General features: G+C 50.3%; 17 protein-coding genes and 1 pseudogene. 3 read left to right on the forward strand and 15 right to left on the reverse strand.

Annotated elements, in window-relative coordinates; translation table 11 throughout:
* The 4 genes and pseudogenes from JKP77_RS11990 to JKP77_RS12005 all read right to left on the reverse strand — a co-directional run.
* Nucleotides 1–542: pseudogene (locus tag JKP77_RS11990) on the reverse strand (hypothetical protein); the annotation flags it as partial.
* The gene (locus JKP77_RS11995; protein ID WP_218311582.1) at nucleotides 539–1228 is read right to left on the reverse strand and encodes a hypothetical protein; all 690 of its coding nucleotides are present in this window, start codon (nucleotides 1226–1228) and stop codon (nucleotides 539–541) included. The pseudogene JKP77_RS11990 and the gene JKP77_RS11995, both read right to left, overlap by 4 nt.
* Nucleotides 1229–1362: 134 nt before the next feature.
* Nucleotides 1363–2160, reverse strand: coding sequence for a hypothetical protein (locus JKP77_RS12000; protein ID WP_218311470.1), 798 nt, complete (start codon nucleotides 2158–2160; stop codon nucleotides 1363–1365).
* 21 nt (nucleotides 2161–2181) lie between these two features.
* Complete coding sequence (locus JKP77_RS12005; protein WP_218311471.1) at nucleotides 2182–3039, reverse strand: hypothetical protein; 858 nt, start codon at nucleotides 3037–3039, stop codon at nucleotides 2182–2184.
* 265 nt (nucleotides 3040–3304) lie between these two features.
* Between JKP77_RS12005 and JKP77_RS12010 the strand changes: the two genes are divergently transcribed.
* Nucleotides 3305–3856 carry a YkvA family protein gene (locus tag JKP77_RS12010; protein ID WP_218311472.1) on the forward strand — a complete coding sequence of 184 codons (552 nt, stop codon included), beginning with the start codon at nucleotides 3305–3307 and terminating at the stop codon, nucleotides 3854–3856.
* A 228-nt stretch (nucleotides 3857–4084) separates the two neighbouring features.
* On the opposite strand, the gene JKP77_RS12015 is transcribed toward JKP77_RS12010, so the two are convergent.
* From JKP77_RS12015 to JKP77_RS12040, 6 genes are read right to left on the reverse strand one after another with little or no spacing between them, the layout of a single operon-like run.
* Entirely contained in the window at nucleotides 4085–4480 is a 396-nt protein-coding gene (locus JKP77_RS12015) for a Na+/H+ antiporter subunit G (protein WP_218311473.1), read from the reverse strand.
* 8 nt (nucleotides 4481–4488) lie between these two features.
* Entirely contained in the window at nucleotides 4489–4758 is a 270-nt protein-coding gene (locus JKP77_RS12020; RefSeq protein ID WP_218311474.1) for a K+/H+ antiporter subunit F, read from the reverse strand.
* Complete coding sequence (locus JKP77_RS12025) at nucleotides 4752–5252, reverse strand: Na+/H+ antiporter subunit E (protein ID WP_218311475.1); 501 nt, start codon at nucleotides 5250–5252, stop codon at nucleotides 4752–4754. Before JKP77_RS12025 ends, JKP77_RS12020 begins: the two co-directional genes overlap by 7 nt.
* On the reverse strand, nucleotides 5249–6775 hold the full coding sequence (locus JKP77_RS12030) for a monovalent cation/H+ antiporter subunit D (RefSeq protein WP_218311476.1): 1527 nt from the start codon (nucleotides 6773–6775) through the stop codon (nucleotides 5249–5251). The genes JKP77_RS12025 and JKP77_RS12030 overlap by 4 nt, the downstream gene beginning before the upstream one ends.
* Nucleotides 6772–7137, reverse strand: coding sequence for a Na+/H+ antiporter subunit C (locus tag JKP77_RS12035; protein ID WP_218311477.1), 366 nt, complete (start codon nucleotides 7135–7137; stop codon nucleotides 6772–6774). The genes JKP77_RS12030 and JKP77_RS12035 overlap by 4 nt, the downstream gene beginning before the upstream one ends.
* Nucleotides 7137–9929: a monovalent cation/H+ antiporter subunit A gene (locus JKP77_RS12040; RefSeq protein WP_218311478.1), complete on the reverse strand. Its 2793-nt coding sequence runs from the start codon at nucleotides 9927–9929 to the stop codon at nucleotides 7137–7139. Before JKP77_RS12040 ends, JKP77_RS12035 begins: the two co-directional genes overlap by 1 nt.
* A 732-nt stretch (nucleotides 9930–10661) precedes the next feature.
* Between JKP77_RS12040 and JKP77_RS12045 the strand changes: the two genes are divergently transcribed.
* A complete protein-coding gene (locus JKP77_RS12045) occupies nucleotides 10662–12284 on the forward strand; it encodes a carboxylesterase/lipase family protein (protein ID WP_218311479.1) in 1623 nt (540 codons plus the stop codon).
* Between the two features lie 457 nt (nucleotides 12285–12741).
* Complete coding sequence (locus JKP77_RS12050; protein ID WP_246601189.1) at nucleotides 12742–13854, forward strand: endo-1,4-beta-xylanase; 1113 nt, start codon at nucleotides 12742–12744, stop codon at nucleotides 13852–13854.
* On the opposite strand, the gene JKP77_RS12055 is transcribed toward JKP77_RS12050, so the two are convergent.
* The 5 genes from JKP77_RS12055 to JKP77_RS12075 form a co-directional block, all read right to left on the reverse strand.
* Nucleotides 13812–15314, reverse strand: a complete 1503-nt coding sequence (locus JKP77_RS12055; protein WP_218311480.1) for a tryptophan halogenase family protein — start codon at nucleotides 15312–15314, stop codon at nucleotides 13812–13814. The genes JKP77_RS12050 and JKP77_RS12055 overlap by 43 nt on opposite strands.
* Nucleotides 15315–15321: 7 nt before the next feature.
* Nucleotides 15322–16356, reverse strand: a complete 1035-nt coding sequence (locus JKP77_RS12060; protein WP_218311481.1) for a cupin-like domain-containing protein — start codon at nucleotides 16354–16356, stop codon at nucleotides 15322–15324.
* Nucleotides 16346–17122: a SapC family protein gene (locus JKP77_RS12065; RefSeq protein WP_218311482.1), complete on the reverse strand. Its 777-nt coding sequence runs from the start codon at nucleotides 17120–17122 to the stop codon at nucleotides 16346–16348. The genes JKP77_RS12060 and JKP77_RS12065 overlap by 11 nt, the downstream gene beginning before the upstream one ends.
* A gap of 526 nt (nucleotides 17123–17648) precedes the next feature.
* Nucleotides 17649–20726 carry a TonB-dependent receptor gene (locus tag JKP77_RS12070; protein ID WP_218311483.1) on the reverse strand — a complete coding sequence of 1026 codons (3078 nt, stop codon included), beginning with the start codon at nucleotides 20724–20726 and terminating at the stop codon, nucleotides 17649–17651.
* A gap of 242 nt (nucleotides 20727–20968) precedes the next feature.
* On the reverse strand, nucleotides 20969–23506 hold the full coding sequence (locus JKP77_RS12075) for a glycoside hydrolase family 3 protein (RefSeq protein ID WP_338024869.1): 2538 nt from the start codon (nucleotides 23504–23506) through the stop codon (nucleotides 20969–20971).
* Nucleotides 23507–23772 lie beyond the last annotated feature (266 nt).

Raw genomic sequence — 23772 nt, forward strand, 5'->3', positions numbered from 1 at the left:
TTCGTTTGGTCATAGACACTCCTTCTAGGCCCATTATGCCTTCTTATGGCTGTGTCCGTAAAATCTGGGTAGAACCCGAGTGCTTCCCATGATGCTTTGAAGCCAATGTGGCGAGGGTTGTCGTATAAGCCTGCTTGCTCGCCCTCAACGGTAATCTGTTTAAACTCTTCATAGTACTTATAATCAGGCAGTACCATGGTTTCTTTGCGGTGAAGAATAGGAGGGTTGTCATAATTAGTGTAGTTAGTCACTTTATGGCTCAGTTTTGCCAAATCGACTGTAACGCTCTGCTCTAGAGCAGGATAAGACTCTCCATCGAAAGTAGGGTAGCTCAGTAAGCTTAGAGAAAACTCCTTTCTGGATAGTTTGACAATGTTCCAGCTTTCTCTTGGAACTTTTAATGCTTTGCTAACTGCAAGAATAACGGAGCTGAGTTTCTCAGGAATACTGATTAAAGTGCTTTCATGAAGATACTTTGCGTCGGGTAACTTCTTACCTACGTTAACCTCATCCACTAACTCTTTAAATAGCTCAGCATTCATATTAAGTTTTCCGCTAGTTCTATCGCGTCGTCACCAAAGGCTTTCTGACCAGGATATCGCCTTCCTTTGCTACTCACCCCCATTATTTGGAGATGTTTAGCTGGGTTTTCAGGGTGGATGCTTACATGGATAGGGCGATCATTGCCGTAATAGTAAAGCCTATCAAATTCTAAGTTAGCCACAATGAATCGAGTGATATCTGCACTTGAAAACTCATTGACTTGAAAGTCACAGGCAGCACCACCTCTCTCACAAATCATGACCCCTCGGCTATTTCTCTCAAAGCCTGAGTGCTGATCTATATTTGGAGCAATTCCTTTTGAAGCATGCTTGGAAACGAACATTTTAAGTTTATGCGAGGTAAAGCCATAAGTAATTAAGGGAGTTGAAAAAGCACGCTCTATTGGAAGCAAAATTTTTTCGACAAATAGCTCTAGTGCACGTTTTGTACTTTCTTGCTGTGGAAGGTTTTCAATATCAGAATCGTGTTTGGACCGATGCCAGCCTAAAAGCTGCTCTCCTAGGGGGTGTTGAAGCAGAGAAAGCTCACATGGTAATTCGTAAAGAAAAGCATTGCCTTGCTTGATAAAACTTAGCTCACCATTCGTCCTTCGATGCATGAGCTCGCAATCGCTGACTTTTAGGATATTTTTAATTTCTTTTGATGTTAAAAGAGTTGCGGGCATCAATTTGTAGGCTCACGAATTTATTGTAATCGTAAAGCCTCTATTGTTGATTATCAAAATGTATTCTGTAACCACATATCGCTTTGCTTAATAAAGTGGGATCAACTTTCTAACTTAAAAAGCTTATCGCTACACTAGTCAGGTACTAGCGAGAGGAAGCTGTCGCAATACGTTTTAAGAGTTTGGTAGCTGCTGAGCTCGAAAGCGGTATCTAATGTTTCCTGAGTAGCTTCTGAAAAAATGAGCGCACAGCTGTTTATACTGGTGCGGTCGGCTTCTGCTTTAGCATAGAACTGTTTTTGTTTTGCAGTAAACATAGACTTTATAAGAACCGTATTGAGCACGAAAACTCGCTGGTTGGAATGGTATGTTGCAATGATCACAAAGTTTGGCGTAATGATATGGTAGGTGAGTCTTCCTTTCTTAAGATAATTCCCCTCTATAGCTTCAAAATACTTTAGCCCAAATATCGCTTCACAAATAACATTTTTACAAAACCGCTGCTGTTCGACAGGTAGGCGTTGTAGTAGCCGCTGTAAAAAGTGTGAGTGTAATGTGACATTATTAAAATAAATATCCATGCCCCGTTTTAGTTCTTTTTTGCTCGCAAAGGAGCGAGTGCTTAGATGGTATATATGTATTGGGTATAGGTCGCCAATTGAATCTAAACTGAAGGAATTATGTGACGTGCCTATTAATATCATCTTTTTATGCCATGAGCTCCTGCTATTTTTTACAGTTTCACTTAGGCTAAATGGACTATAACTAGAAGCCCAATCGTTGAAGAAAGATATAATTTTCTTTTTACCAACGATGCCTTTTGACCTTGGGCCTTCAGTTACATCTAGCCATTGCTTTTTAAGTAACTCGTTTTTGACTATTGAGCTGCGCAGGCTCCCTTTAACCTGCGCTTTAGCTATTGATTCATGCATATACATCACCCGTGTGCTTTATTAAATAACTTCGCTACGTTTAACTCTGCGCCACTCTACGGCGCTAACAAGGCCGTAATTTCCAACGCTGTTAGGCCGACGCCATTTCGCATGAGGCATGGATGTCAGGTAATGTAGTGCTTCTTCGAACGAATGAACTTTTATCTCGTCGCCTTTTTCTCCAATCGTATAGCCCCCCCTTTTGTATTCACACATTGAACTAAACATTGTACCGTCCGTCGCAACAGGGACATTTACATATTCATTATGCAAACCAGACATGCCCGATAGGTTTTTTGTAGGTTTGTAGTCCTTTCTGGACTTTAACCACTCCTGACAAAACGCTACATCTACAAGTTGATTCCCACTTTCAGATTTATAAACTTTACCTTTGGGGGCGCTTAGTAAGTCGTTTCGAACCGACCTTGGGGCCATATTAGCCAATGCTGCTAATTCGTTAATTGTTAAATCTAAACCCGCGATATTCTCGAAATGATCGAATTGCTCAGGCAAATCATATATTTTTCCCAATGGTAGATTGTCATACAGACACAGCTTAATTCTTCCATTCAAAGCTTCATCAAGTAGAGAACAAAGCGCCTCACCTTCAAAGGACGCGGTAAGCCGCTCCATCTTGGCGAGCATGGCGATATCCTCGAGATCTGAAGGGAGCATTTCACCTTCTAGAATTTTGCCCTTTACCCCCAACTCAAAAAGTCGTTCAAACAACCTTATCAACCCATCAGTACCGACTTCAGAACTAGTGAGGCTCTCGAAGGTATCTCCTGAGTATTCGTTAAGAAACTTCAAAATGAAGTCCATGTACTGATTAGCTGTCTCAACAAATAGGGTGTTATTTATAGATTCATGCTTTAACATTTTATTCCCATGTATGTTTTATGATTGACATATTCAGGTTATGTTTTGAGTGTGAGGATGTCAACCTATTTATGTTTTTAATTGGCATGTTTGGGTTTGTTGGGGTTTTATTGTTTGGGAAGGACTTTTCTATCAAAAGCTTAGGTGTTGGGAGATTTTCAGAGACAAATAAATTTTAGAAACACCCCGTTACACCCAACAATTGACACCCTCCTCGGGGTTGGTTACTTTTCATTCTACACAACGAGGAGAGTGAAAAAATAACATGTCCATTTCAATAAGTTTTGAGTTATCTGACAGCGACCTGGATCATTTCAGAGAAGTGATTAAGGCTGCCGCACAGAACGCCAGCAAGTACACCGAAGACGAAATTCTCACCAAAGCCGCTGCCACGTGTAAGGAAATGGAGAATGCTGATTTGCCCTCCTTCGTGTCTGAACGTGTTGAGTCGCTGGAAGTGCTGATGGCCGCAGTGAAGGACGAAGAATGGCAGATGCCGGAAGAAGAACGGCAGGACATTCTGACGTCACTGGCGTATTTCGTCGACCCTGAAGACATGGTGCCAGACCATATTCCGGGTCTGGGTTACCTGGATGATGCCATCATGATTGAGCTGGTAATTCAGGACATGTCGCTGGATTTGTCTGCTTATCGTGAATTCTGCAGTTTCCGCAGCACGGAAGAAAAACGTCGCGGCGCAGAAGCCAGAGTGGATCGCGAAAGCTGGCTGGCAGGCACTCGCAGTCAAATTCGTTCCAGCATGCGCAAAAAACGCCAGTCAGGCACCCGTCGCCGCGTGTTTGGCCGAATTATGTAATACCGGCGGTATTTCACAGTTAACGCGCCAGGAGGGCTTTCTGGCGCTGTTATCCGCCATCTGAAATTGTTCGTAAGGCTCTCGGTAGTTATTTTCAGCAGCCGACAGCGTTTTGATAAGCGAACGCTCGAAAGGCGTATTCGCAAAACCATAAAATTGCAGGCACAACGTTCAGGTATCGAAGGGTTTTCGCGAAAGCCCTGACCGGTTTATCTGCTACCTTACCCTCTACTCTTGTCCGTACTTTGTTGATTGCTCGCTGTCCTGATGCGGCGGCAGCTGTTCACGTGCCTGTTCTACGTGCTCTTTATTGCGCGTCCGGTCCATAGTCTTCACCTGATGATGCATTGCCACCTTTGCCAGAATATGAGCGGTAACCGGTGCGGTTATCACCAGGAACACGGTGATAAGAATTTCTTTAATGGTGGCATAGCCCTGCAAATCGAACATATACACCATAGAGCCAGCCAGCACACCGCCCAGACCCAGGGTAGTGGCTTTGGTGGGGGCATGCAGGCGTACGTACAAATCTTTTAATCGCAGCAGGCCAAACGAGCCTACCAGGATAAACACTCCACCCAGAATGAGGAGTAGAGAAATAGTCAGTTCTGCTGCAAAACTCATAAACACTCCTACTCGATGATGTCGCCGCGAAGCAGATATTTGCCAAACGCGACACTACTGACAAACCCCAGCATGGCAATTAATAGCGCGGCCTCAAAGTACAGTCCGGTGCGGTTGTAAATGCCGTACAGTAAAATTAAGGCGATGCTGTTGATATACATGGTATCCAGCGCCAGGATCCGGTCGACAATATGCGGGCCGAGAAACAGGCGCCACAGATTCAGTATCAGGGCGAGACAGATCATGATGGCAACCGCGATTACAGTGATATCTAGCATGCGAAGATTTCCTTAATGCGCGCTTCATAACGCTGCTTGATGAAGTCTATGATCTCCTGCTCGTCGTCAGGCATGTTCAGAACGTGTACGTACAGCCATTTTTTATCAGACGATATTTCACAGCTTACCGTTCCGGGCGTCATAGTCACCGTACTGGCCAGCACAGTGATAGGAAAAATATTGGGTAAATCCAGCGGCACCGCCACAAAGCCGGGCTTGATGTTGCGCATTGGGCCCACCACCAGAAGGGCCACCTGCACATTCGCAACCAGAATGTCCTTGGCCACAATGGCGATATAGCTGATTACCTTCAGCGGGCGCTTAACCGGAGCTTCCGGCATTCGCAGCGGCTTACACAGCAGCGGGATGATAATGCCCAGTGCCGTTCCCAGCAGGATATGGCCCAGGCCTATCGAGGCGTTTAACGCCAGCCACACAATAAGCAGGGTGACACTGTGCAGCGGCAGAGGGAGTACTTTTGATACCATGCTCATTGTGCGCCCTCCCTGAGGTTCAGTGTCTCGATAAGATACGGCACGTTATGCAGTTGCTCAGCGGCAGCTGTCGTGTACTGGATAACATAACCGCCCAGAAGCACCATGGCAGGGGAGGCAAGCAATAACAAGGCTGCCGCAGAAACCTGCCATTTCGATGCATCTTTAGAATCTGACGGATCGCTGTTTTCCGGATACCGCCAGAACAATGTGGTACCCGCTCTGGAGAGTGCGACGATGGTAATCAGGCTGGAAATCAGGATAAAGCCCCAAACCCAAAACTTTTCAGCGGCGCCGGTTGCCGACTGTAAAATCATCAGCTTGCCAAGGAACCCGGAGAAAGGTGGTAACCCGGCGATGCCCAGCGCGGCTACAAAAAACAGAATGCCAAACGCAGCCTGTTGTTTAACTTTGCGCGCTTTTACGAATCGATCTAGTGCTTTTCCGCGCTGTTCACCTATCATATCGGCAATTAAAAACAGTGACGCTGATATCAGTGTGCTGTGCACCAGGTAATATAGGCCAGCGGCTGTCGCCTCCGGGGTGCGCAAAGCAAAGGCAATTAACAGCGTGCCTACCGACACAATAATCAGATTGCTGTTTAACATGCGTAAATTTGGGCTGGCGAGTGCGCCTACCGAACCCGCCGCCACGGTGAGTATCGCAAATACCCAAACCCATGGCTCTGCCATGCCGGCTAAGTCACCGGCAGTATCACCGAAGATCACAGTGAATACGCGGAAAATACAATACACGCCCACCTTGGTCATAATGGCGAAAAGGGCGGCTACCGGGGCGATGGCCGCTTCATAGGTTTGCGGCAGCCAGAAATGCAGCGGCAGCATGGCGGCTTTTAATCCAAACACAATCAGCAACAACGACCCGCCTACCTGGGCAATCACCGCCTGGCTGGGCTCTAATTCAGCAATGCGTAACGACATATCAGCCATGTTCAGCGTGCCGGTGGTGGCATAAAGCGTACCCAGCGCAATCAGGAACAGGCTCGAGCCGATAAGGTTCAGAATCACGTAGTGTACGTTTGCCTGCGTTTTTTGTTTCCCGCCGCCGTGCACCATCAGCGCGTAGGAGGCGATAAGCAACACTTCGAAGAAAACGAACAGGTTGAACAAATCGTTTGTCAGAAATGCGCCGCTTATTCCCAGTAACTGAAACTGAATTAACGGGTGATAGTACTTACCTTCGCGGTCAGTGCCTGCGAAGGAGTACAGCGTAATGCCCAGCCCCAGGAAGCTGGTCAGTGTAATCAGCATGGAAGACAGTAAGTCGGCATACAGAATAATGCCGAACGGTGGTTGCCAGTTGCCAACCGCGTACACCAGTGCGCCGTTTTGACTTACCGTCGCCATTAGCCAGATACCGCAGGCTACCTGCATCAGGGTAAGAACCAGCGTGGCTACACGACGATACTGATAACGCTCTACGCCGATAAATGGCGGCAGCAACATCAGCAAACCGCCCAACAGCGGTATTAAAATGGGCAGAATGGGTAAATGAAAACTCATTGCTTACCTCTGGCAGCTTGAACTTTTTTCTCGGTGTCAGGGTGGTCACGGCCATCTACCAAATCGTTCCCGAGGTCGGCCCGGGCGCGCATCGACAAAATTACCACAAACGCAATCATGGCAAAGCCGATAACAATGGCCGTCAGTACCAGTGCCTGCGGCAGGGGGTCGGCATAGTTTTCAGTGGTGCCCAGAATAGCGGAACCTCTCAGACTTAAGCGACCGCTTGAGAATAAAAAGAGGTTCACTGCATAAGACAGCATGGTCAGCCCGACAACAACAGAGAAGGTGCGGCCGCGTAAGCACAGGAATACGCCGCAGAACGTGACAACGCCAACACATATTACGTATAAAGTTTCCACTATTCCTCCATCGTCGGACGATAACGCACTGACGTCAGCTTACCTAAGTTCGCCAGGATCAGCAGTGTCGCCCCTACTACAGTTAAGTACACCCCAAGGTCGAAAATGAGCGCGCTTGTCAGCTCGATTTCGCCAATCAGCGGAATGTCGAAATAATCAAACCAGCTTGTCAAAAAGGGTCTGTCGAAGAACCAGCTGCCAACCCCTGTGACTGCAGCTATCAGTATGCCCCAAGCGATCAGAGACTGATAATCGACTTTCAGGCGGGGTTTTATCCAGTCAACGCCATGGGCGACGTACTGCTGGATGAGTGCTACCGAGGTAATCAGTCCGGCGATAAACCCGCCTCCTGGCATATTGTGACCGCGCAGGAAGATATAAAACGACACCAGCAATGCCAGCGGCAACAGGCTCTGAGAAATCATGATCAGAATAGGAGGATGAACGTCTTTAGACCATGGCAGGCCATTCTCATCGGCATTGGTCATAGACAACCTGATACCGGCAAGCAATTTGAATATCCCGATGGCGGCAATACCCAGCACCAGAATTTCACCCAAAGTATCCAGCCCCCGGAAATCCACCAGAATGACGTTAACCGCGTTGGTACCGCCACCGCCGGTTTTACTGTTTGCAATAAAGTAATCAGAAATACTGTCCAGTGGCTGTGTGATAAACGCGTAGTTGACGGTGGCCACGATGCCGCCAATAGCAGCCGCTATGGCTAAGTCCCTGACAACCCGTGATGGGGCCGACTCTATCAGGGTTTTCTGCGGCAGGAAGTACAGCGCCAGCATCAGCAGAATCACGGTAACCACCTCTACTGCCAGCTGGGTAAGTGCCAGGTCGGGGGCAGAGAAACGGGCGAATGCCACTGACACAACCAGTCCGACAACCGACAGTAATATAAGAGAAAACATCCGTTTACGGTGAAATATCACGGTACCAATGGCACTGAGGCACAGGATGATACCGGCAACAATTTCTACCCCGGTTACGGGCTGGTCAGGCGGGATCACTGTGGAGATCTCAAGATCTATCAGCGGCACTGTTGTCAGTACAATAGTGAACAGGAGCAGTAACGCCATATAGCGCTGCAGAGAACCATTATCGATATATTCCTGCACGCGTGTGGCACCGGCAGTGATACGCTGTATTACCCCTTCAAAGACCAACTTGGCATCAGATTCGCGGAATTGAAACTGGAACCGGTACACTTCATTGCGGTAGAAATACACGATCAAGCCACCCACGATGGCAATGACACTCATCAGTAACGGCAGGTTAAAGCCATGCCAGACAGACAAACTGTAATAGGGCAGGTTACCCACGATAACCACCGAGGCAGCCGAAGCAAGCAAATCACCCACCATAAATGAAGGGAATATCCCGACCAACAGACACAGCGCTGCGAGGATCTCGATGGGCACTTTCATATAGCGTGGTGGCTCGTGCGGAGTCTTTGGCAGATCTTCAGGTTCGCCACCAAAAAAGACATCGTGAACAAAGCGAAGTGAGTAAGCCACTGCAAAAATCCCGCCCAGTGTTGCCAGTACCGGGATCATCCAAGACAAATAGCCCAGCGTTTCCTGATGCAGCGACTCTGCGAAAAACATTTCTTTAGAAAGGAAGCCATTGAAAAGCGGCACCCCGGCCATGGATGCTGAGGCTATCATTGCCAGCGTCGCGGTGTGTGGCAGATAAGGCCACAAGCCAGAGAGCTTGCGCATGTCGCGAGTTCCCGTTTCATGGTCCACTACCCCTGCAGCCATAAACAGCGAGGCTTTGAAGATGGCGTGGTTCATGATGTGGAACAGCGCGGCAACGGTAGCCAACTTGGTATCCAGCCCTAGCAGCAACACGATAAGCCCCAGATGGCTCACGGTTGAATAGGCCAGCAACCCCTTCAAGTCGTGTTTGAACATGGCCACATAAGCGCCCATAACCAGCGTGATTAACCCTGCTGTTGTCACAATGAGGAACCACATACTGGTACCGGCCAGAACCGGATAGAAGCGCGCCAGCAGAAATATCCCTGCTTTTACCATAGTGGCAGAGTGTAAGTAAGCACTTACTGGTGTTGGTGCCGCCATGGCGTGGGGTAACCAGAAGTGAAAAGGAAACTGCGCAGATTTTGTGAATGCGCCCAGTAATACCAGTGTCAGCGCGATAGGATAAAGCGCGTGGTCACGGATAGTATCGCCACTGGCGAGGATCACACCCAGATCGTAGCTGCCCACAATATCTGAGATGAGCAGCAGGCCAGCAAGCAGCGCCAGTCCCCCGGCACCGGTTACCGTCAGCGCCATGCGCGCGCCTTTACGCGATTCGGTTTTTGATGCCCAGAAGCTAATCAGCAAAAATGAGCTGATACTGGTCAGCTCCCAGGCCATCCACAGCTGCAACACGTTGTTGGCAAGCACGATAGAAAGCATGGCTGACATAAACAGCATCAGATAGGCAAAGAAACGTCCTACGGCTTCGCGTTCAGACAGGTAATAGCGTGCGTAGATGATAATCAGCAGGCCTATACCAAGGATCAGCAGAGAGAACATGAGGGCCAGTCCGTCCAGACGCATCGATAAATCAAGTCCTACGGACGGTATCCATGAGAGGCGCTCAACAACGGTAATGCCATCCAGTACCGTAGGAGTCAGACTGATCACGTAGGTCAGGGCGACCGCAGGGGCAATCATAGTGCAAATGGTGACCGCTGTGCGTCCAAACCTTTCGGTCAACAACGGTACCAGCACACCACCAAGCATGATCGCCGTTATCCAAAATAAACTCATGGTTACCTCATGCTCCCGTCTGTTCTTCTCTTATGTTGCGCGTGTAAAGCGAATTGAATTATCGTTTCTGCCGGTATTAAACGTTGCAGATTGTAGATCGGGTTATTATTGCTGACGCATGATAGCAGTATAGACATTACTTTTTTGAAATTTAAGAGGAATCTAACCGATAAGTCGTTATGAGGTGCCGGCGGTAAGAAGGAGTTTGAGGTTTTTGCGAGTGGATAGCAGATGCGCAGCGCACGCTCCGGTGAAGATCAAAAGGAATACCTCGCGAACAGGCTAATAGCGTCTGAATCTGAGTATTTTGTGTATTCTGTGCCGAAAGAGAACGTGTCCAGCTTGTAGCGTGCGCCCAGATGATAAGCCTTCTGGTCAGATCCTTCACTCCACATTTGCCACTCCAGGCCACCGTATAATTTGATATTGTCATTTAGCTGGTGGAAGACGTAGCTGCTAATGCCGCGGTAGTTAGCATGCTGTGGCTCAGATACCGGCTATGATACGTTTTTTACATGCCAAAGCCGGCTCCATTGATAAACCGGGGACGGTGACATTACCGGTTTATTTAAAACCTTCACACCGCTTTCAGGCTAATTCAATTTACTGAACTGCAAAGCTGTGCAATGGTATTTACAGCACGCGGTAATGTAAGCGATGCCGCCTTTCGGCTACTAACTGAATCACGCAGCAGTGCTGCATCTGCAAAGTCTTGGAAAAGGAAGTGTTCTGATGAAATATCCCCTCTTGCTGTTATCGCTGGGCTCGCTGTTGTTGCTTACTGCCTGTAGCCAGCAGGACACCGCGTCTGACGCACAGGCACTTGCGCCCAGAGCGGCCACGGCAACAGGAATTGTTGAGGGACTGAATGAAGATGGTATCAGCGTATATAAAGGGATCCCTTACGCCAGGCCGCCAGTTGGCGACCTGCGCTGGCGCTCACCGCAGGAGGTTGACAGCTGGGAGGGAGTAAAAACAACCAAAGACTTCGGCAATGACTGTATGCAAAAGCCATTTGCAGGCGATGCTGCACCGCTGGGTGAAGAGCCCGCTGAAGACTGTTTATACATGAACGTCTGGGCACCTGCACAGTCGGCAGACTTGCAGGATAAGCGCCCGGTTGTGGTGTGGATCCATGGTGGCGGGTTTGTGAACGGCGGCGCCTCTCCGGCAACCTATTCCGGCGAACAGTTTGCACGTGCGGGCGTGATTTTTGCCAGCTTCAACTACCGCCTGGGGCGGCTTGGCTTTTTTGCGCATCCTGCGTTAACCGAAGCCAGTGAAGGTCCGCTGGGTAACTACGGATTTGAAGACCAGATAGCCGCGATGCAGTGGGTACAAAATAATATCGCGGCTTTTGGCGGCGATCCGCAAAATATCACCGTCATCGGCGAGTCTGCGGGTGGCGCGTCTGTGTTCAATTTATTAACCACGCCAGCTGCACGCGGGCTGTTTCAAAGGGCTGTGGTGATGTCAGGCGGTGGCCGGGGACTGATGCGGGCGCGATCCATATTTGATACTGAAAATGGCACACCATCGGCCGAACAGATTGGAGTAAATTTCGCGCAGAAGCACGGCATTGAAGGTACCGGGCCAGAGGCACTCGCGCAGCTTCGTGAGCTGCCTGCAGAGGCTATTGTTGATGGCTTTAATTTGTCGACACTGTTCCAGCCACCACAAGATCCGCCAACGTATCCTGGCGCGCCCTTACTGGATGGCGAGATAGTCAGGGGTCATACCGAGGCACTGGTAAAAGCGGGTGACGTTGCCAATGTCACACTGATGATAGGAACGACGAGTCAGGATCTGGGCTATGCATCGTATCAGGATAAAGACGCGCTGTTTGCCAGCTTTGGCGAATATGCCGCCGATGCGCAGAATGCTTACGATCCCGGTGGTGATAAGCCAATGGACGCAGTGGCTGTTGCCGTCGGACAGGACAGAGCGATGCAGGAGCCGGCCAGGTTTGTCGCCCAGCAGATGACAGCACAGGGGCAAAAGGTGTATCTGTATCGCTATAATTATGTGGCCGAGTCAGTGCGAAACGGGCAGGGCACGCCGCATGCTGCGGAAATTCCGTTTTTCTTTGATACAGCAGACATCAAATACCCTGATGCCACCGAACAGGATAATGCCGCAGCTGAGCTGGTTTTCTCTTACATGGTTAGCTTTGCCAAAGATGGCAACCCGAACCTGCCACGATACCCGCAGTGGCATCCTTATGACAACGAGCAACATAACATTATGATCTTCAATATGGATGCTACCGCCGAAGAGGTAAGCGACCCCTGGGCTGACAGATTAGATGCCGTGCAGCGAGCGCACGAGTCGGTATTAATGCCGGGACAAGATTAAGCGGCTGCAATCAGCCTGATGCCGCTCTGCGGCTCAGGCATTGTGCTCACGGTTTGTCATCATTCTCAGGGACATTAGCGGACGTTGCGAAATCGGTCTGATGCCCTTCTGCGGCTCTGATATCTCTACCGGTTTTATCTTCACTCTTTGGTCCGTTAGCGAACCTGATGACATTTCGCGGAACTGGTATTTTCCCTCCGGGCATTTGGTGTCACCTTTTGGGTTGCTAGCGAGCGCTTCAACATGAGCCTGAAGCCGCTCTGCAATTCAGGCATTATCCTCAGCTATTATCATCTTTCGGGCCACTACCAAGTGCCGTAAATGTCATAGGCGAGCTGGCTAAGAAACCATTGGTGTGTTCGCAAACGGTATAACCACTTTTAGTAAATCGCATTCAAGATCCCGTAATTACGCTCCTTTAAAAAGTTACATAGGCTGTTTGCCAAAGGAGAAAATTATGAAGAAATCGCTTAGTCTGCTCTTTGGCGCGCTGTGCACATTTTCAGCTGGTGCACAGGGTCTGAAAGACGTTTATCAGGATGCTTTTCTGATTGGCACTATTGCCAGCAACCAGCAATTAATGAAGCCAGACGCCGATACCAGTGCGCTGTTTCAGCGTGAATTTAATGTATTGACCGCAGAGAATGACATGAAGTGGCAGCGCATCTATCCGTCGCCGCAGGGCTACAATTTTGCCGCCGCCGATGCGCTCATGCAGCAGGCAGAAGACTGCCAGTGCCAGGTAGTGGGGCACACACTTATCTGGCATCAGCAAACCCCCGACTGGGTATTTGAGGATGATGCTGGCAACCCGGTTAGCCGTGAAGTACTGCTTGGCCGGATGCAGTCACATATCAATACGCTGATGACGCGTTACCAAGACGATGTGTACGGGTGGGATGTGGTCAACGAGGCGCTGAATGAAGACGGCACGCTGCGGGAGTCGCGCTGGCGTGAGATTATCGGCGATGATTACATTGCTCAGGCGTTTCGTTTCGCTACCGAGGCCAATCCAAATGCCGAGCTTTATTACAACGATTATAACCTGAACGCGCCAGCCAAGCGTGACGGGGCGGTGCGCCTGGTTAAGTCGTTGCTGGCACAGGGTGTGAAAGTCAGTGGTATCGGAATGCAGGCACATTATATGCTGCGTTCTCCTGCGATATCGCAGATAGAAGAATCGATTACTGCCTTCGCGTCGCTGGGTGTGAAAGTAATGATAACCGAGCTGGATATCTCGGTGCTGCCCTTTCCGAAACAGGCGGCCATAGGTGCGGAAATCAGTGAGACAGCGGCGTTTGCTGAAGCATTAAACCCGTACGCCGATGGGCTGCCCACCGATGTACAGGATGCACTGGCAACGCGCTACCGTGAGCTTTTTGCGCTGTTTTATAAGCACCGCGATGACATCAGCCGGGTGACGTTCTGGGGAACACACGATGGTACCAGCTGGAAGAATAACTGGCCGGTGCGCGGACGCACCGACTATCCGTTATTGATCGACCGGCAGGGACAACCTAAGCCTGCTTACGAGGCCGTCGCAACCTTGCCTGCATCCATTGCGCAATAACGCTGAATAAAGGACTCGTGAGTGGGAAGCTGACTGACTGCGTTAGTGACCCGCTCGCGTTGCTGTCGCATCGACTGCATTAACTGAGTATCGGAGAGCATCGTGGCGGCAGGATGATAACTTGTCGGTGTTACGCCCTGACCCAGCATGACCTGGGTCCAGGAATCTACCCTGAACAGTTCGTTTTGCTTTTGGAAGGCGTGCGCCTGTTCTTTGAACAACGTGATGCGCTCGGCCAGTGATTCCGGCACGTCCATGTCTTTGCAGTGCTTCCAGAACGGACTGTCTTCGCGCTCGGTGACATGATAATGCAAAATGATAAAGTCGCGGATCCGCTCAAGCTCAAGCTGAGTCTGCTCGTTATATTCATTAATTAACGCCTGATCATGACCGGAATGCGGAAACAACTGCATAAACCGCGTGATCCCCATTATCACCAGGTGAATGCTGGTGGACTCCAGAGGTTCAACAAAACCGCTGGCAAGCCCCAGAGCAAGACAGTTCCGATTCCACGCTTTTTTACGTCGCCCGGTTTGAAAGCGCAGCGTTCTCGGTGTGGTTAACGGCTCGCCTTTTACGTTTTTCAGTAACGTGCGCTCGGCTTCTTCATCGCTCATATACTTGCTTGAATATACCAGCCCGTTTCCTACCCGATGTTGCAGAGGAATTTCCCATTGCCAGCCAGCGTGATGAGCCGCTGAACGCGTATACGGCACTGCCGGCCCTACCGCACTGGTTTGTACCGCACAGGCGCTGTCGCACATCAGCCACTGCGACCAGTCCTCAAATCCGGTATTCAGGGTGTCTTCAATCAGCAGACCTTTGAAGCCGGTACAGTCGATGAAAAAGTCGCCTTCAATCACTTCACCACTTTTAAGATGAAGTGCCTGAATATCGCCATTATCGTGCTGTGCCACGCGGTCTATAACACCTTCAGTGCGCGTTACGCCCAGTGAACTGCAGAAACGCTTAAGAAACTCAACGTAATCTCCGGCATCCAGGTGATAGGCGTACTGAATGTTGCTTTGTGGTGAGGTCGCGAATTTGTGCTGTTTAGCCGCTTCCAGCTCAAAACAGTAATCGCCGTACTCGCTCTCCAGTCCTCTGGCTTTTGCGCTTAAGTAAAAATGCACGAATTCGGCCAGCCAGCTTTGTTGTCCGGTCACGCCAAATGAATGGATGTATTTTTCGCCGACATGCCCCCAGTTTTCAAACTGAATGCCCAGCTTGAACGTGGCCGCCGTGGCGCGCATGAAGGCCTGCTCGTCAATTTGCAGCAGCTTGTGAAAAGTACGTAGCGGCGGAATGGTTGCTTCGCCCACGCCAATGGTACCAATGGTTTCAGACTCTATCAGACTGACGTTGACCAGCGGGCCCATTTTGCGTGCCAGCGCTGCTGCGGCAATCCAGCCCGCAGTGCCCCCGCCGGCGATAACAATTTTTTTCGGATGCGTAGTCATAATACTGCTACTTATTCAGTTGATTAATGATTAGCGCCCGCAAACGGCGGGCCTTTAACTCGTCGAGCTCGCCCAACATGCCTTTGCCAGCATCCGGGATGTGCCCGGCAGGCATGTCGGCATCGCCAAACACGTAATAATCGAACAGCGCCTTAAACGCCGCTTTTTCTCTTTCCGGTCTGTCACGAATTGCCAGCATGGCGTGAAAAAGAGACGTCATGCCATTGCCAAGGTATGTCGGTGCCTGCGACCACCAGTAGTTCACCAGAATGTTAAAGTCGCTGAGCCCCTCAACCTGATGCCACCACATGCTGGGAATAAAAATACCATCACCGGGTTCAAGTTCGGCAATCTGGGCGTGCTTCATCGCTTCTTCAAAGCGCGGAAAACGGGCCAGGTCAGGGTTGTGAAAATCTACCATACTGATCACCTGTCCACCTGGTGTACGTTCAACCGGGCCTGGGTACAGGTTTGCGATTTGCTCCGGAGGCAATACCACCACACGGCGGCGTCCGGAAACACAGCAGGCGATATTCTCCATATTATCAAAATGGCACGAGGCCAGAGACCGGTTACCCACCCAAAGGCTAACCAGCGGGTCGTACTTCGCGTCGGGGATAAGCTGTGGCGTCTCGGAAAATTCTACTTCCGCTTTCATCCCCGGAAAAAATTTATCCAGCGGCGCTGACGCCATATACAGCGACAAATCATCAGGCGCTGTTACCAGTTCATCCAGAAAGCCGTCGACTTTTTCAAGCACGCTCTCATAGTTAAGCGCCGCTGCATTCTCACTGTAAAAATAGCGGCCCTGAATACTGGATGAGGCGCGATAAATCATAGACGGCCGGCCATTATAAAATGGCTTCAGATAGTTTGCTGCCGCAGCAGAACTATCCTGTGCATGATGAGTAAGTGCCCAGTGTTTCGCAATGCCACGCAAAACCAAAGGCCTGGCGTTTTCCGCAAGGGTACTAACTGAAGGTGCATCAGCCGCGGCGATGTCTTCCACCGGCGTGCTGATACCCGCAATGCTACCCGGCATAAGCCTTAAGTTCCTGCTGCTTACGCACATTTTTCAAATCAACCAGCGTCTGTAAATTGCTCAGTGATGTCATCGCCAGAAATAACCCCTGCAAATATCCGTCTTTATGCAGTGAATGTAGCTCATCAGCCCCTAACGCTGCGACTTTTTCTTCGCTTATCGCGTAGTGGCCGCCCAAAGACAGCTTCGTTCCATCCACCAGATCGATATTCACATTCAGCGGCTCCAGCAGCTCCAGCGCCTGCCATGCTGCAATCATGTCTTTAGTTACCTGCACGCCGCTATGGATGAGGTTCAGAATAGACGCAACACGGTTCAAATAATCAGAGTTCCCGCCTTTAGGCAAAAATACCGGTTTACCTTCTGTTGTCGATATTTTCGGATGGTTTTCATCTACATGCACCATTACCTGCGTGCCGTTTTCGTGCAAACCAATGGCAAACGGCCCCCTCGCAACCATCGCAGGAACATAGTCCGCGGCCCAGCCAGCCTGCGCGCGAATACGTTCATAACCTTCCGGCAAGCTTTCATTCAAAAACAAATTCTCGCCCTTCTCCAACCCCAGCAGCGCTGTCATCACAAAGCTGCCCGACGCTTCCTCAGGGTAAAACAATACCGGATAATGGCGCGACACATTCGCAAGTTCAGTCGCAAAAACCGGCACAGACGCCATGTTGTCGCCAAACTGCGCACGGTATTGCGTTATCACGCGCAGGTCTTTGTGGGTGACGTTGTCGAGGAGGGTGTAGGTGTTGTTCTTTGTCATTATTCACTTCCTTTAAAACCTGCTGCGCTCGCTTTTACTGCGTTAAAGCTGATGCGGAAAATCCTCATTTACTTTATGTAAACTCCGGTTTTCCGCATCACCTTTGCCTTGTACTAGCGTCGCTCGCGACGGTTTCACTGTTATTGTCCTGCTGCGCTAGGCTTAACTGCGTTAAATGAATCAGGAAAAATCCTCATTTACTTGGTGTAAACTCCGGTTTTTCCCGATTCATTTGCCTTGTTCTGCCGTCGCTCGCGACGGTTTTATGCTTTTGTTTGCTGCGAGTTTTATTGATGCTGCGTTACTGCTGCGTCGGTTTGCAAACCGTGTTATCAGCGAACGTTGTCAGTACCTTAAAGCTTATGCGCAATACACCGGTTTATGCCAGATAAACGTCGGGCTTGCGTATAAACTCTCTGTCGTGCTCCTTCTTACTCTTAATCGTTACGGCGGTATCAGTAAAATAGCCTTTTACTGAACGCACTAAGGCCACCGAAGTGGCCTTGTGCTTTTTGCTTGTCAGCTATCAGAAAGTATAGCGTGCACCTAAGTGGTAGCGTGCGCCTAAGTCTTCCAGATACCAAAGCTGGTTTGGAGTCCGGCCGTGCTCACGGCTGTTCTCGTCAGTGATGTTAATACCCTCAACAAAGACGGTCAGATTTTCGCTTACTTCGTAACTTACGTTAGCATCAATCTGGTAGTAGTCTTCAATGTACGCCGGGTTGTTAGACCCTTTGTAGTTTGCACGGTTAAGGAATTTCTCACGCCAGTTCCAGGCAACACGAGCTGTCCAGCCGTAGTTCTCATATAGCAGAACCAGGTTGGCAGTATCACTCAGGCCGGTAAGGGCGAACTGAGATACGTTTGGATTGCCTTCGTTGTCGAAGCCGATATCGCCACGAACAATGGTGTAGTTAGCCTGAACACCGAATCCGGTATCACCAAAGAAGTGCTGTACAGCCAGTTCGGCACCGTACAGTTTCGCTTCTCTGTTGTTTTGCGGATAAGACGTACGGAACACCATGTCTGGGTCGCCTTCTTCTGGAATCAAATCCCATCCCGGAGTTTCACCTAAGCGAAGGATTTGATCTGCAGTCCCTGTGTAGTCATCCGCGCCATTCGGGAACGCTTCAGGGTGCTCAAGCAGTACCATCATGGCAAACAGAGACGTGTCATCTACCGCAAAACCGCGTTCACGCAAGGCTTCTGCCGCAGCGATAGCACGTGGTCCTGATGTCTGATCCTGAATGCCGAAGAAGGTGCGATCCTGCTGACCAGTACCGATAAAGTTCGCTACACGCTTCTCGAAGAAGCCGACTGACGCGTAGCTGCTTTCGTCGTAATACCATTCCAGAGACAAATCGAAGTTATCCGATTCAAGCGGTAACAATGCCGGGTTGGATGAAGACGCTGTTGCTCTCGCACCGTTGATAGTCGAGCCGGTCAGACCGAAGTTTGACGGTGATACACGCAGGTCGCCGTATCCGGCACGGGCAATGGTTTTGCTGTAAGAGAAGCGGCCTTTGATATCATCGGTTAGCATGATGTCAAAGTCTAAGCTTGGCAGCAGGTTGTCATAGTCCGCATCCACTGACAGCGGTTGTGCTGTTGTGTTTGGATCAGTGAAGACTGAGAAGTCGTTGTTGTTTTCCCATACCAGATAGCTTGGTGGCGTAACCAGCGACGTTGATTCTACGTCAGTAGTTTCGTAGCGAACGCCGGCTAACACGTTGACTGGCATGTCATTCCACTCAGCCTCAATGTGCACCTGGAAGTAGGCAGCCATGGTGTCTTCTTTCACGGTATCGTTGGTAGAGAATACGCTGCTTACACCAAAGTAGTTAGCATCCGACGGATACAGAGCGATACCTTCACGTGCGAGTGCAACCGGGTCACCGATAAAGCCAATGCCCTGGCTTTGACCGATGTCGAAGTCTTCAAACAGTGCGCCAACATCAATAGGCTCAAGCAGTCCTTCTGAGAATTCGCCTGGGTTTGCAATACCCCAGTTACCTAGTGTCATGTTGTCACCGGCAGTCTGGCGAGCGTTCATTTCCATAGCACGGCCTTCCACACCAAACTGGAATTTACCGTTATCCATGAAATAAGTACCGTCGAACTTGAACTGGGTAATTTCTGTAACCTGTGAAGCGTGACGGAAACGCAGGATGGATGAACCCACATCGCCAGCATCTACGGTGCCATTATTGTTACCGCGTTCTGAGTCATCATAAACGTTGAGGTAAGTAGGCAGTTCAGAATCGTACCACCACTCACGAGAGGCAACAGAAGGTGCACCGATACCCACAGCAATTTCACCTGAGGCCAGGTTGTCACTAGGACCGCTTGGCAAACTTTCCATCTCTGAATTGTGAACGTCGAAGTTCAGTTTCAGTGAGTCGTTGACGAAATATTCAAAGTTTAAGCCCAGAGAGTTGAGCGTGTTGGTTTGCTCACGATACTGCTGCTCGTAACCTTCATCCACGGTGCCGTTGTAGTTCTCAGCAATGTAGATAGGCGTAGCCACAGGACCATCGTCAAATACAACGTTAGTCACGTTAGAGCCGTTCTGAACCCAGTTCGTGATTTCGCCGCGGTGCTCAGTAATTTCGTTTTCAGCAAAAATATAGTCCAGGGTAGCGGTCATATTGTCTGCTGGTGCATATTGCAGCGTAATCTGCGCATTTTTACGCTCACGCTGACGGTCTGAGAATGCATAACGTAAATCGTTCGGGCGGGCATAAAGCTGGCCTACGTCCGGCGCATTGTCATAAATAGACATGTCGGCGTTGTTGAACAGGGTGTCCGGGTCGTTTGGATCGCCCCAGGTGCCAATGTTCCAGTCGTTAACAGTTGCGCCCACGTAACCTGAGTCACGTTGCTGCACAACGGCCGCAACGTTAACACCAAAAGTGGCGTCGTCGTTGGTCCAGTTCATCAGGCCTGAAAGTTCAGGCGTGACGTCATCGCCTACGCGGTTAGTGGTATCGTGAACTGCTTTTGCACCCACAGTGGCGCTGAAGCCCGGGTTATCCAGCGGACGTGCGGTGATAATGTTAATCGTTGCACCAATACCACCGGTTGCGATATCCGCTTTACTGGTTTTGTAAACTTCAACCGCGCGCACACCTTCTGAAGCCAGGTTGCCGAAATCGAAAGCACGGGTACTGCCGCCGCGAGTGGTACCGTCAGCACCACTACCACCACCGTAAGTCTGCGCCGCCGGCATCATACGTCCGTTAAGTGTGATCATGTTGTTTTGACCACCAAAACCACGTACGGTAACTTCGTTACCTTCGCCGTTTGAGCGGCTGATAGATACACCGGTAATACGCTGTAGAGATTCAGCTAAGTTGGTATCCGGGAATTTACCGATATCTTCTGCAGAGATGGCGTCAACCACACCCACAGAATTTTGTTTGATAGACGCCGCTTCTGTCAGACTTGATTTCAGGCCCGTGACTTCAATAACTTCAACCGGCTCGTCGTCCTGCATGTCGACATCGTTTTGTTGTGCCATTACAGGCATCATTACACTGGTACCCAGAAGCAGGGAGATGCTCTGCGTCAGCAATGTTTTTTTGTATGGTAGTTTACGTTTCATGTGTGTCCCCAATCGTTTCCCTATGACCTGCTTACTACAACCTAACATTCGTCGCTGGCTTTCCTGGCCATCGTGGCTTTCACCATCGAACGCAAGAGTAAACAAACTGTTAACGAATGGTAATGAGGTAGTGCTGGCAAGCTATTATCTTTTTTCACAATACATTGTCGATAAATTGCGTATTTGATGAGTTAAAAAAGCCGGGACAGTGCCCGGCTCGATTTTTTAGTATAGATTTACGCTCAGAACTGACAGCTTGCCTGCCCCTGATTTGCCACCAGAACCAGCTGTCTTATCTGAATTGAAAGCGGACCGTCGCTGGTAATTTGCATGGGTGATACAAGCTGTTCCATATTTACCTTGTCACTAAAACAGCTTAGCTTGATATAGCGCGTCTGCCAGTCACTGGTGCGGTCAAAAGACGAGGTCACATCAACCTGAGCCGGGTCACGCTGGTCACTTTGTAGTGCCAGACTGACGGAAGACGCAGTGGGCTGAAGGACTTTGTATTCCAGTGCCAGCGCCATATCACCATTACTCTGACGGCTCAAATCAACGGCTTCGCCCTGAATCGAAACTGAGCCTGCAGCTTGCCAGGTAACAATTACGGTATCCTCCTGCGCCATATCGTCTGCCGCAATGGCGCTTAACTCGCCAGCCGGGCTGGTTGCCTGAGGGGGATAGACCACTTCTGTACCGGCGCTGTCGGTGATCATTAACTGCCACGGCGTGACGGGATCGCCGGCTAGCAGGAAGCGTGTGGTGGGGTCGCCTTCACCGGCCACCGCCGTCGATTCATCCAGACGGTCTATCGTACTGGTATCGCTGTAGCTAAGTCCGTAGCCGAATGGAAAGAGTGTCTGCTCAGTGGCCTGGTCACCGTTTTGTCTGGCGTCCATGGGCGTTGCCGGCCACGAGAAACTCAGCTTACCGGTAAAGTCGTAGCGTGGTGCCCTGTCGCTACCACTAAGCAAGACGTCAGCGATGCCACCGCCTTCCGTGCCCGGTAACCAGGCGGCTACGAAGGCATCTGAAGCATTAATTTCCGGGTTTACCCACATTGGGCGACCTGACAGAAATACTGATACGGTGGGAATGCCAGCTGCCTGTAGCGCTTTTAACTGAGCCAGCGCGGTCGTGTCCTGGTAGTCGAGGTGAGGGCGATCACCCTGAAATTCCGCATAGGGTTGTTCGCCGAACACCACAATGGCGACATCTGGTTGTTGCGATAGTGTATCGCCGATGCTACCGGACACACCTACCGACGGAAGGTAGCTTAGCGAGCCGCCAGCCTGAGCGACCTGTTCACGTAAGCCATCAAGGATCGACTGACTGTTTGGGAAGTCACTGTTTTTATTGCCCGTTCCCTGCCAGCTTAATGTCCAGCCCCCGGCAGCCTGGCCAACATCATCGGCCGCTGCACCTGCAACCAGGATCGTGGCCGCGGGTGATATGGGCAGTGTCGCGTTGTTATTTTTCAGTAACACCAGCGACTTTCTGACCGCCTCGCGAGCGACTGCGCGATGATCATCGCTTCCAAGCAGATCAAAATCACCGGCATAAGGGCGGGATGAAGGCAGTACCGAGTCCAGAATGCCTGCACGAGCCTTGACCCGAAGAATGCGGCTAACGGCTTCATCCAGGCGAGCCTGCGAAATGGTGCCGTCTTTTACCTGGGCCAACGTATTTTCGTAAAGCGCTTTCCAGCTGTCAGGTGCCATGAACATATCCAGTCCGGCATTAAACGCCTGTGGACAGGACGTGGGTTCGCATCCTTTAACCTGTCCATGACCATTCCAGTCACCAACCACAAAGCCGTCGAACCCCATGCGACCTACAAGTACGTCGGTCAGCATGGCCTTAAAACCGTGCATTTTTGTGCCATACCAGCTGTTGTAAGAGGCCATCGCCACCTGTACGCCAGCCTGAATAGCGGGTGGATAGCCAGCAGCATGAACGTCACGCAGTTCAGCTTCAGAGACATTGCTATCGCCCTGGTCTTTGCCGCCAATGGTACTGCCGTCACCGACAAAGTGCTTTACCGTGGCTATCACGTGCTCATCGCTGAGAAATTCATCGGTGTTTACTTTCCCCTGCAGACCGGTAACCAGTGCACCTGCGTAGCGGGCAACAATATCCGGATTCTCCGAGTAGCTCTCGAAAGTACGTCCCCAGCGGTCATCCTGCGCTACAGCCACCGTCGGCGCAAAGGTCCAGTCGTTACCTGTGACGCGAATTTCTCTGGCAGTGATTTCGCCAATACGGGTCATCAGTTCGGCATCATTGGCAGCGCCCAGTCCGATGTTGTGTGGGAAGAGTGTGGCACCAACAATGTTGTTGTGCCCGTGCACCGCATCAACACCCCACATAAGCGGGATGCCGAGATAGCCATCGGAAGTATCCACTGACGCCTGCCACATCGCATCGGCCAGTGCCAGCCAGTTTTTAGCGGCAGTACGGTTGTCATTGCCAGGCGCGCTGTTACCGCCGTTGAGTATGGAGCCCAGATGATATTTTCTTACCTCTTCGGGCGTCACCGAGGCGATATCAGCCTGAATAACCTGACCGACTTTTTCTTCCAGCGTCATCTTTTCAAGCAGCTCTGTCACTCTGGCCTCAACAGCCAGACTGGTTGTCAGCGGCGATGACTGCTGTGGCCATTGCTCGGGGTGAATAGTTGGCGCACTGGTTCTTTCTGGTGGCACAGGGGCTGTAGACGTAGGGCCGCAGCCACTGATTGCCATAACGAGTAAACAAAGAGAAGGGGTTTGGTATTTCACGACGGACTGACTCCGGAATAAATTTTAAGCAAGGTCACAGAAGTAAAGGCGGGGGTAAAGGTAAAGCCTAAAAATCTCAATAGACTAATTAGAATTCGTAAAAAGTGGTCAATCGAAACCAATGACAGACGGTTGTCCGATGAAGACTATCGGCGTGTGAAAGGCGTTGAATAAGCAAGGTGCTCAGTTGGGAAACTTTGAATGAGTTGCGTGAACCTGAGGAGACAACATAACGATGTCACAGGGCGGTGCAGCCAGACCGTCGG

It is taken from the genome of Alteromonas antoniana (assembly GCF_019249295.1).
In the GTDB taxonomy this organism is placed as follows: domain Bacteria; phylum Pseudomonadota; class Gammaproteobacteria; order Enterobacterales; family Alteromonadaceae; genus Alteromonas; species Alteromonas antoniana.

Bases quoted from the DNA above. Each gene is read 5' to 3' on its own strand.
- JKP77_RS11995 (WP_218311582.1), bottom strand. From the start codon at position 1,228: ATGCCCGCAACTCTTTTAACATCAAAAGAAATTAAAAATATCCTAAAA.
- JKP77_RS12000 (WP_218311470.1), bottom strand. From the start codon at position 2,160: ATGCATGAATCAATAGCTAAAGCGCAGGTTAAAGGGAGCCTGCGCAGC.
- JKP77_RS12005 (WP_218311471.1), bottom strand. From the start codon at position 3,039: ATGTTAAAGCATGAATCTATAAATAACACCCTATTTGTTGAGACAGCT.
- JKP77_RS12010 (WP_218311472.1), top strand. From the start codon at position 3,305: ATGTCCATTTCAATAAGTTTTGAGTTATCTGACAGCGACCTGGATCAT.
- JKP77_RS12015 (WP_218311473.1), bottom strand. From the start codon at position 4,480: ATGAGTTTTGCAGCAGAACTGACTATTTCTCTACTCCTCATTCTGGGT.
- JKP77_RS12020 (WP_218311474.1), bottom strand. From the start codon at position 4,758: ATGCTAGATATCACTGTAATCGCGGTTGCCATCATGATCTGTCTCGCC.
- JKP77_RS12025 (WP_218311475.1), bottom strand. From the start codon at position 5,252: ATGAGCATGGTATCAAAAGTACTCCCTCTGCCGCTGCACAGTGTCACC.
- JKP77_RS12030 (WP_218311476.1), bottom strand. From the start codon at position 6,775: ATGAGTTTTCATTTACCCATTCTGCCCATTTTAATACCGCTGTTGGGC.
- JKP77_RS12040 (WP_218311478.1), bottom strand. From the start codon at position 9,929: ATGAGTTTATTTTGGATAACGGCGATCATGCTTGGTGGTGTGCTGGTA.
- JKP77_RS12045 (WP_218311479.1), top strand. From the start codon at position 10,662: ATGAAATATCCCCTCTTGCTGTTATCGCTGGGCTCGCTGTTGTTGCTT.
- JKP77_RS12050 (WP_246601189.1), top strand. From the start codon at position 12,742: ATGAAGAAATCGCTTAGTCTGCTCTTTGGCGCGCTGTGCACATTTTCA.
- JKP77_RS12055 (WP_218311480.1), bottom strand. From the start codon at position 15,314: ATGACTACGCATCCGAAAAAAATTGTTATCGCCGGCGGGGGCACTGCG.
- JKP77_RS12060 (WP_218311481.1), bottom strand. From the start codon at position 16,356: ATGCCGGGTAGCATTGCGGGTATCAGCACGCCGGTGGAAGACATCGCC.
- JKP77_RS12065 (WP_218311482.1), bottom strand. From the start codon at position 17,122: ATGACAAAGAACAACACCTACACCCTCCTCGACAACGTCACCCACAAA.
- JKP77_RS12070 (WP_218311483.1), bottom strand. From the start codon at position 20,726: ATGAAACGTAAACTACCATACAAAAAAACATTGCTGACGCAGAGCATC.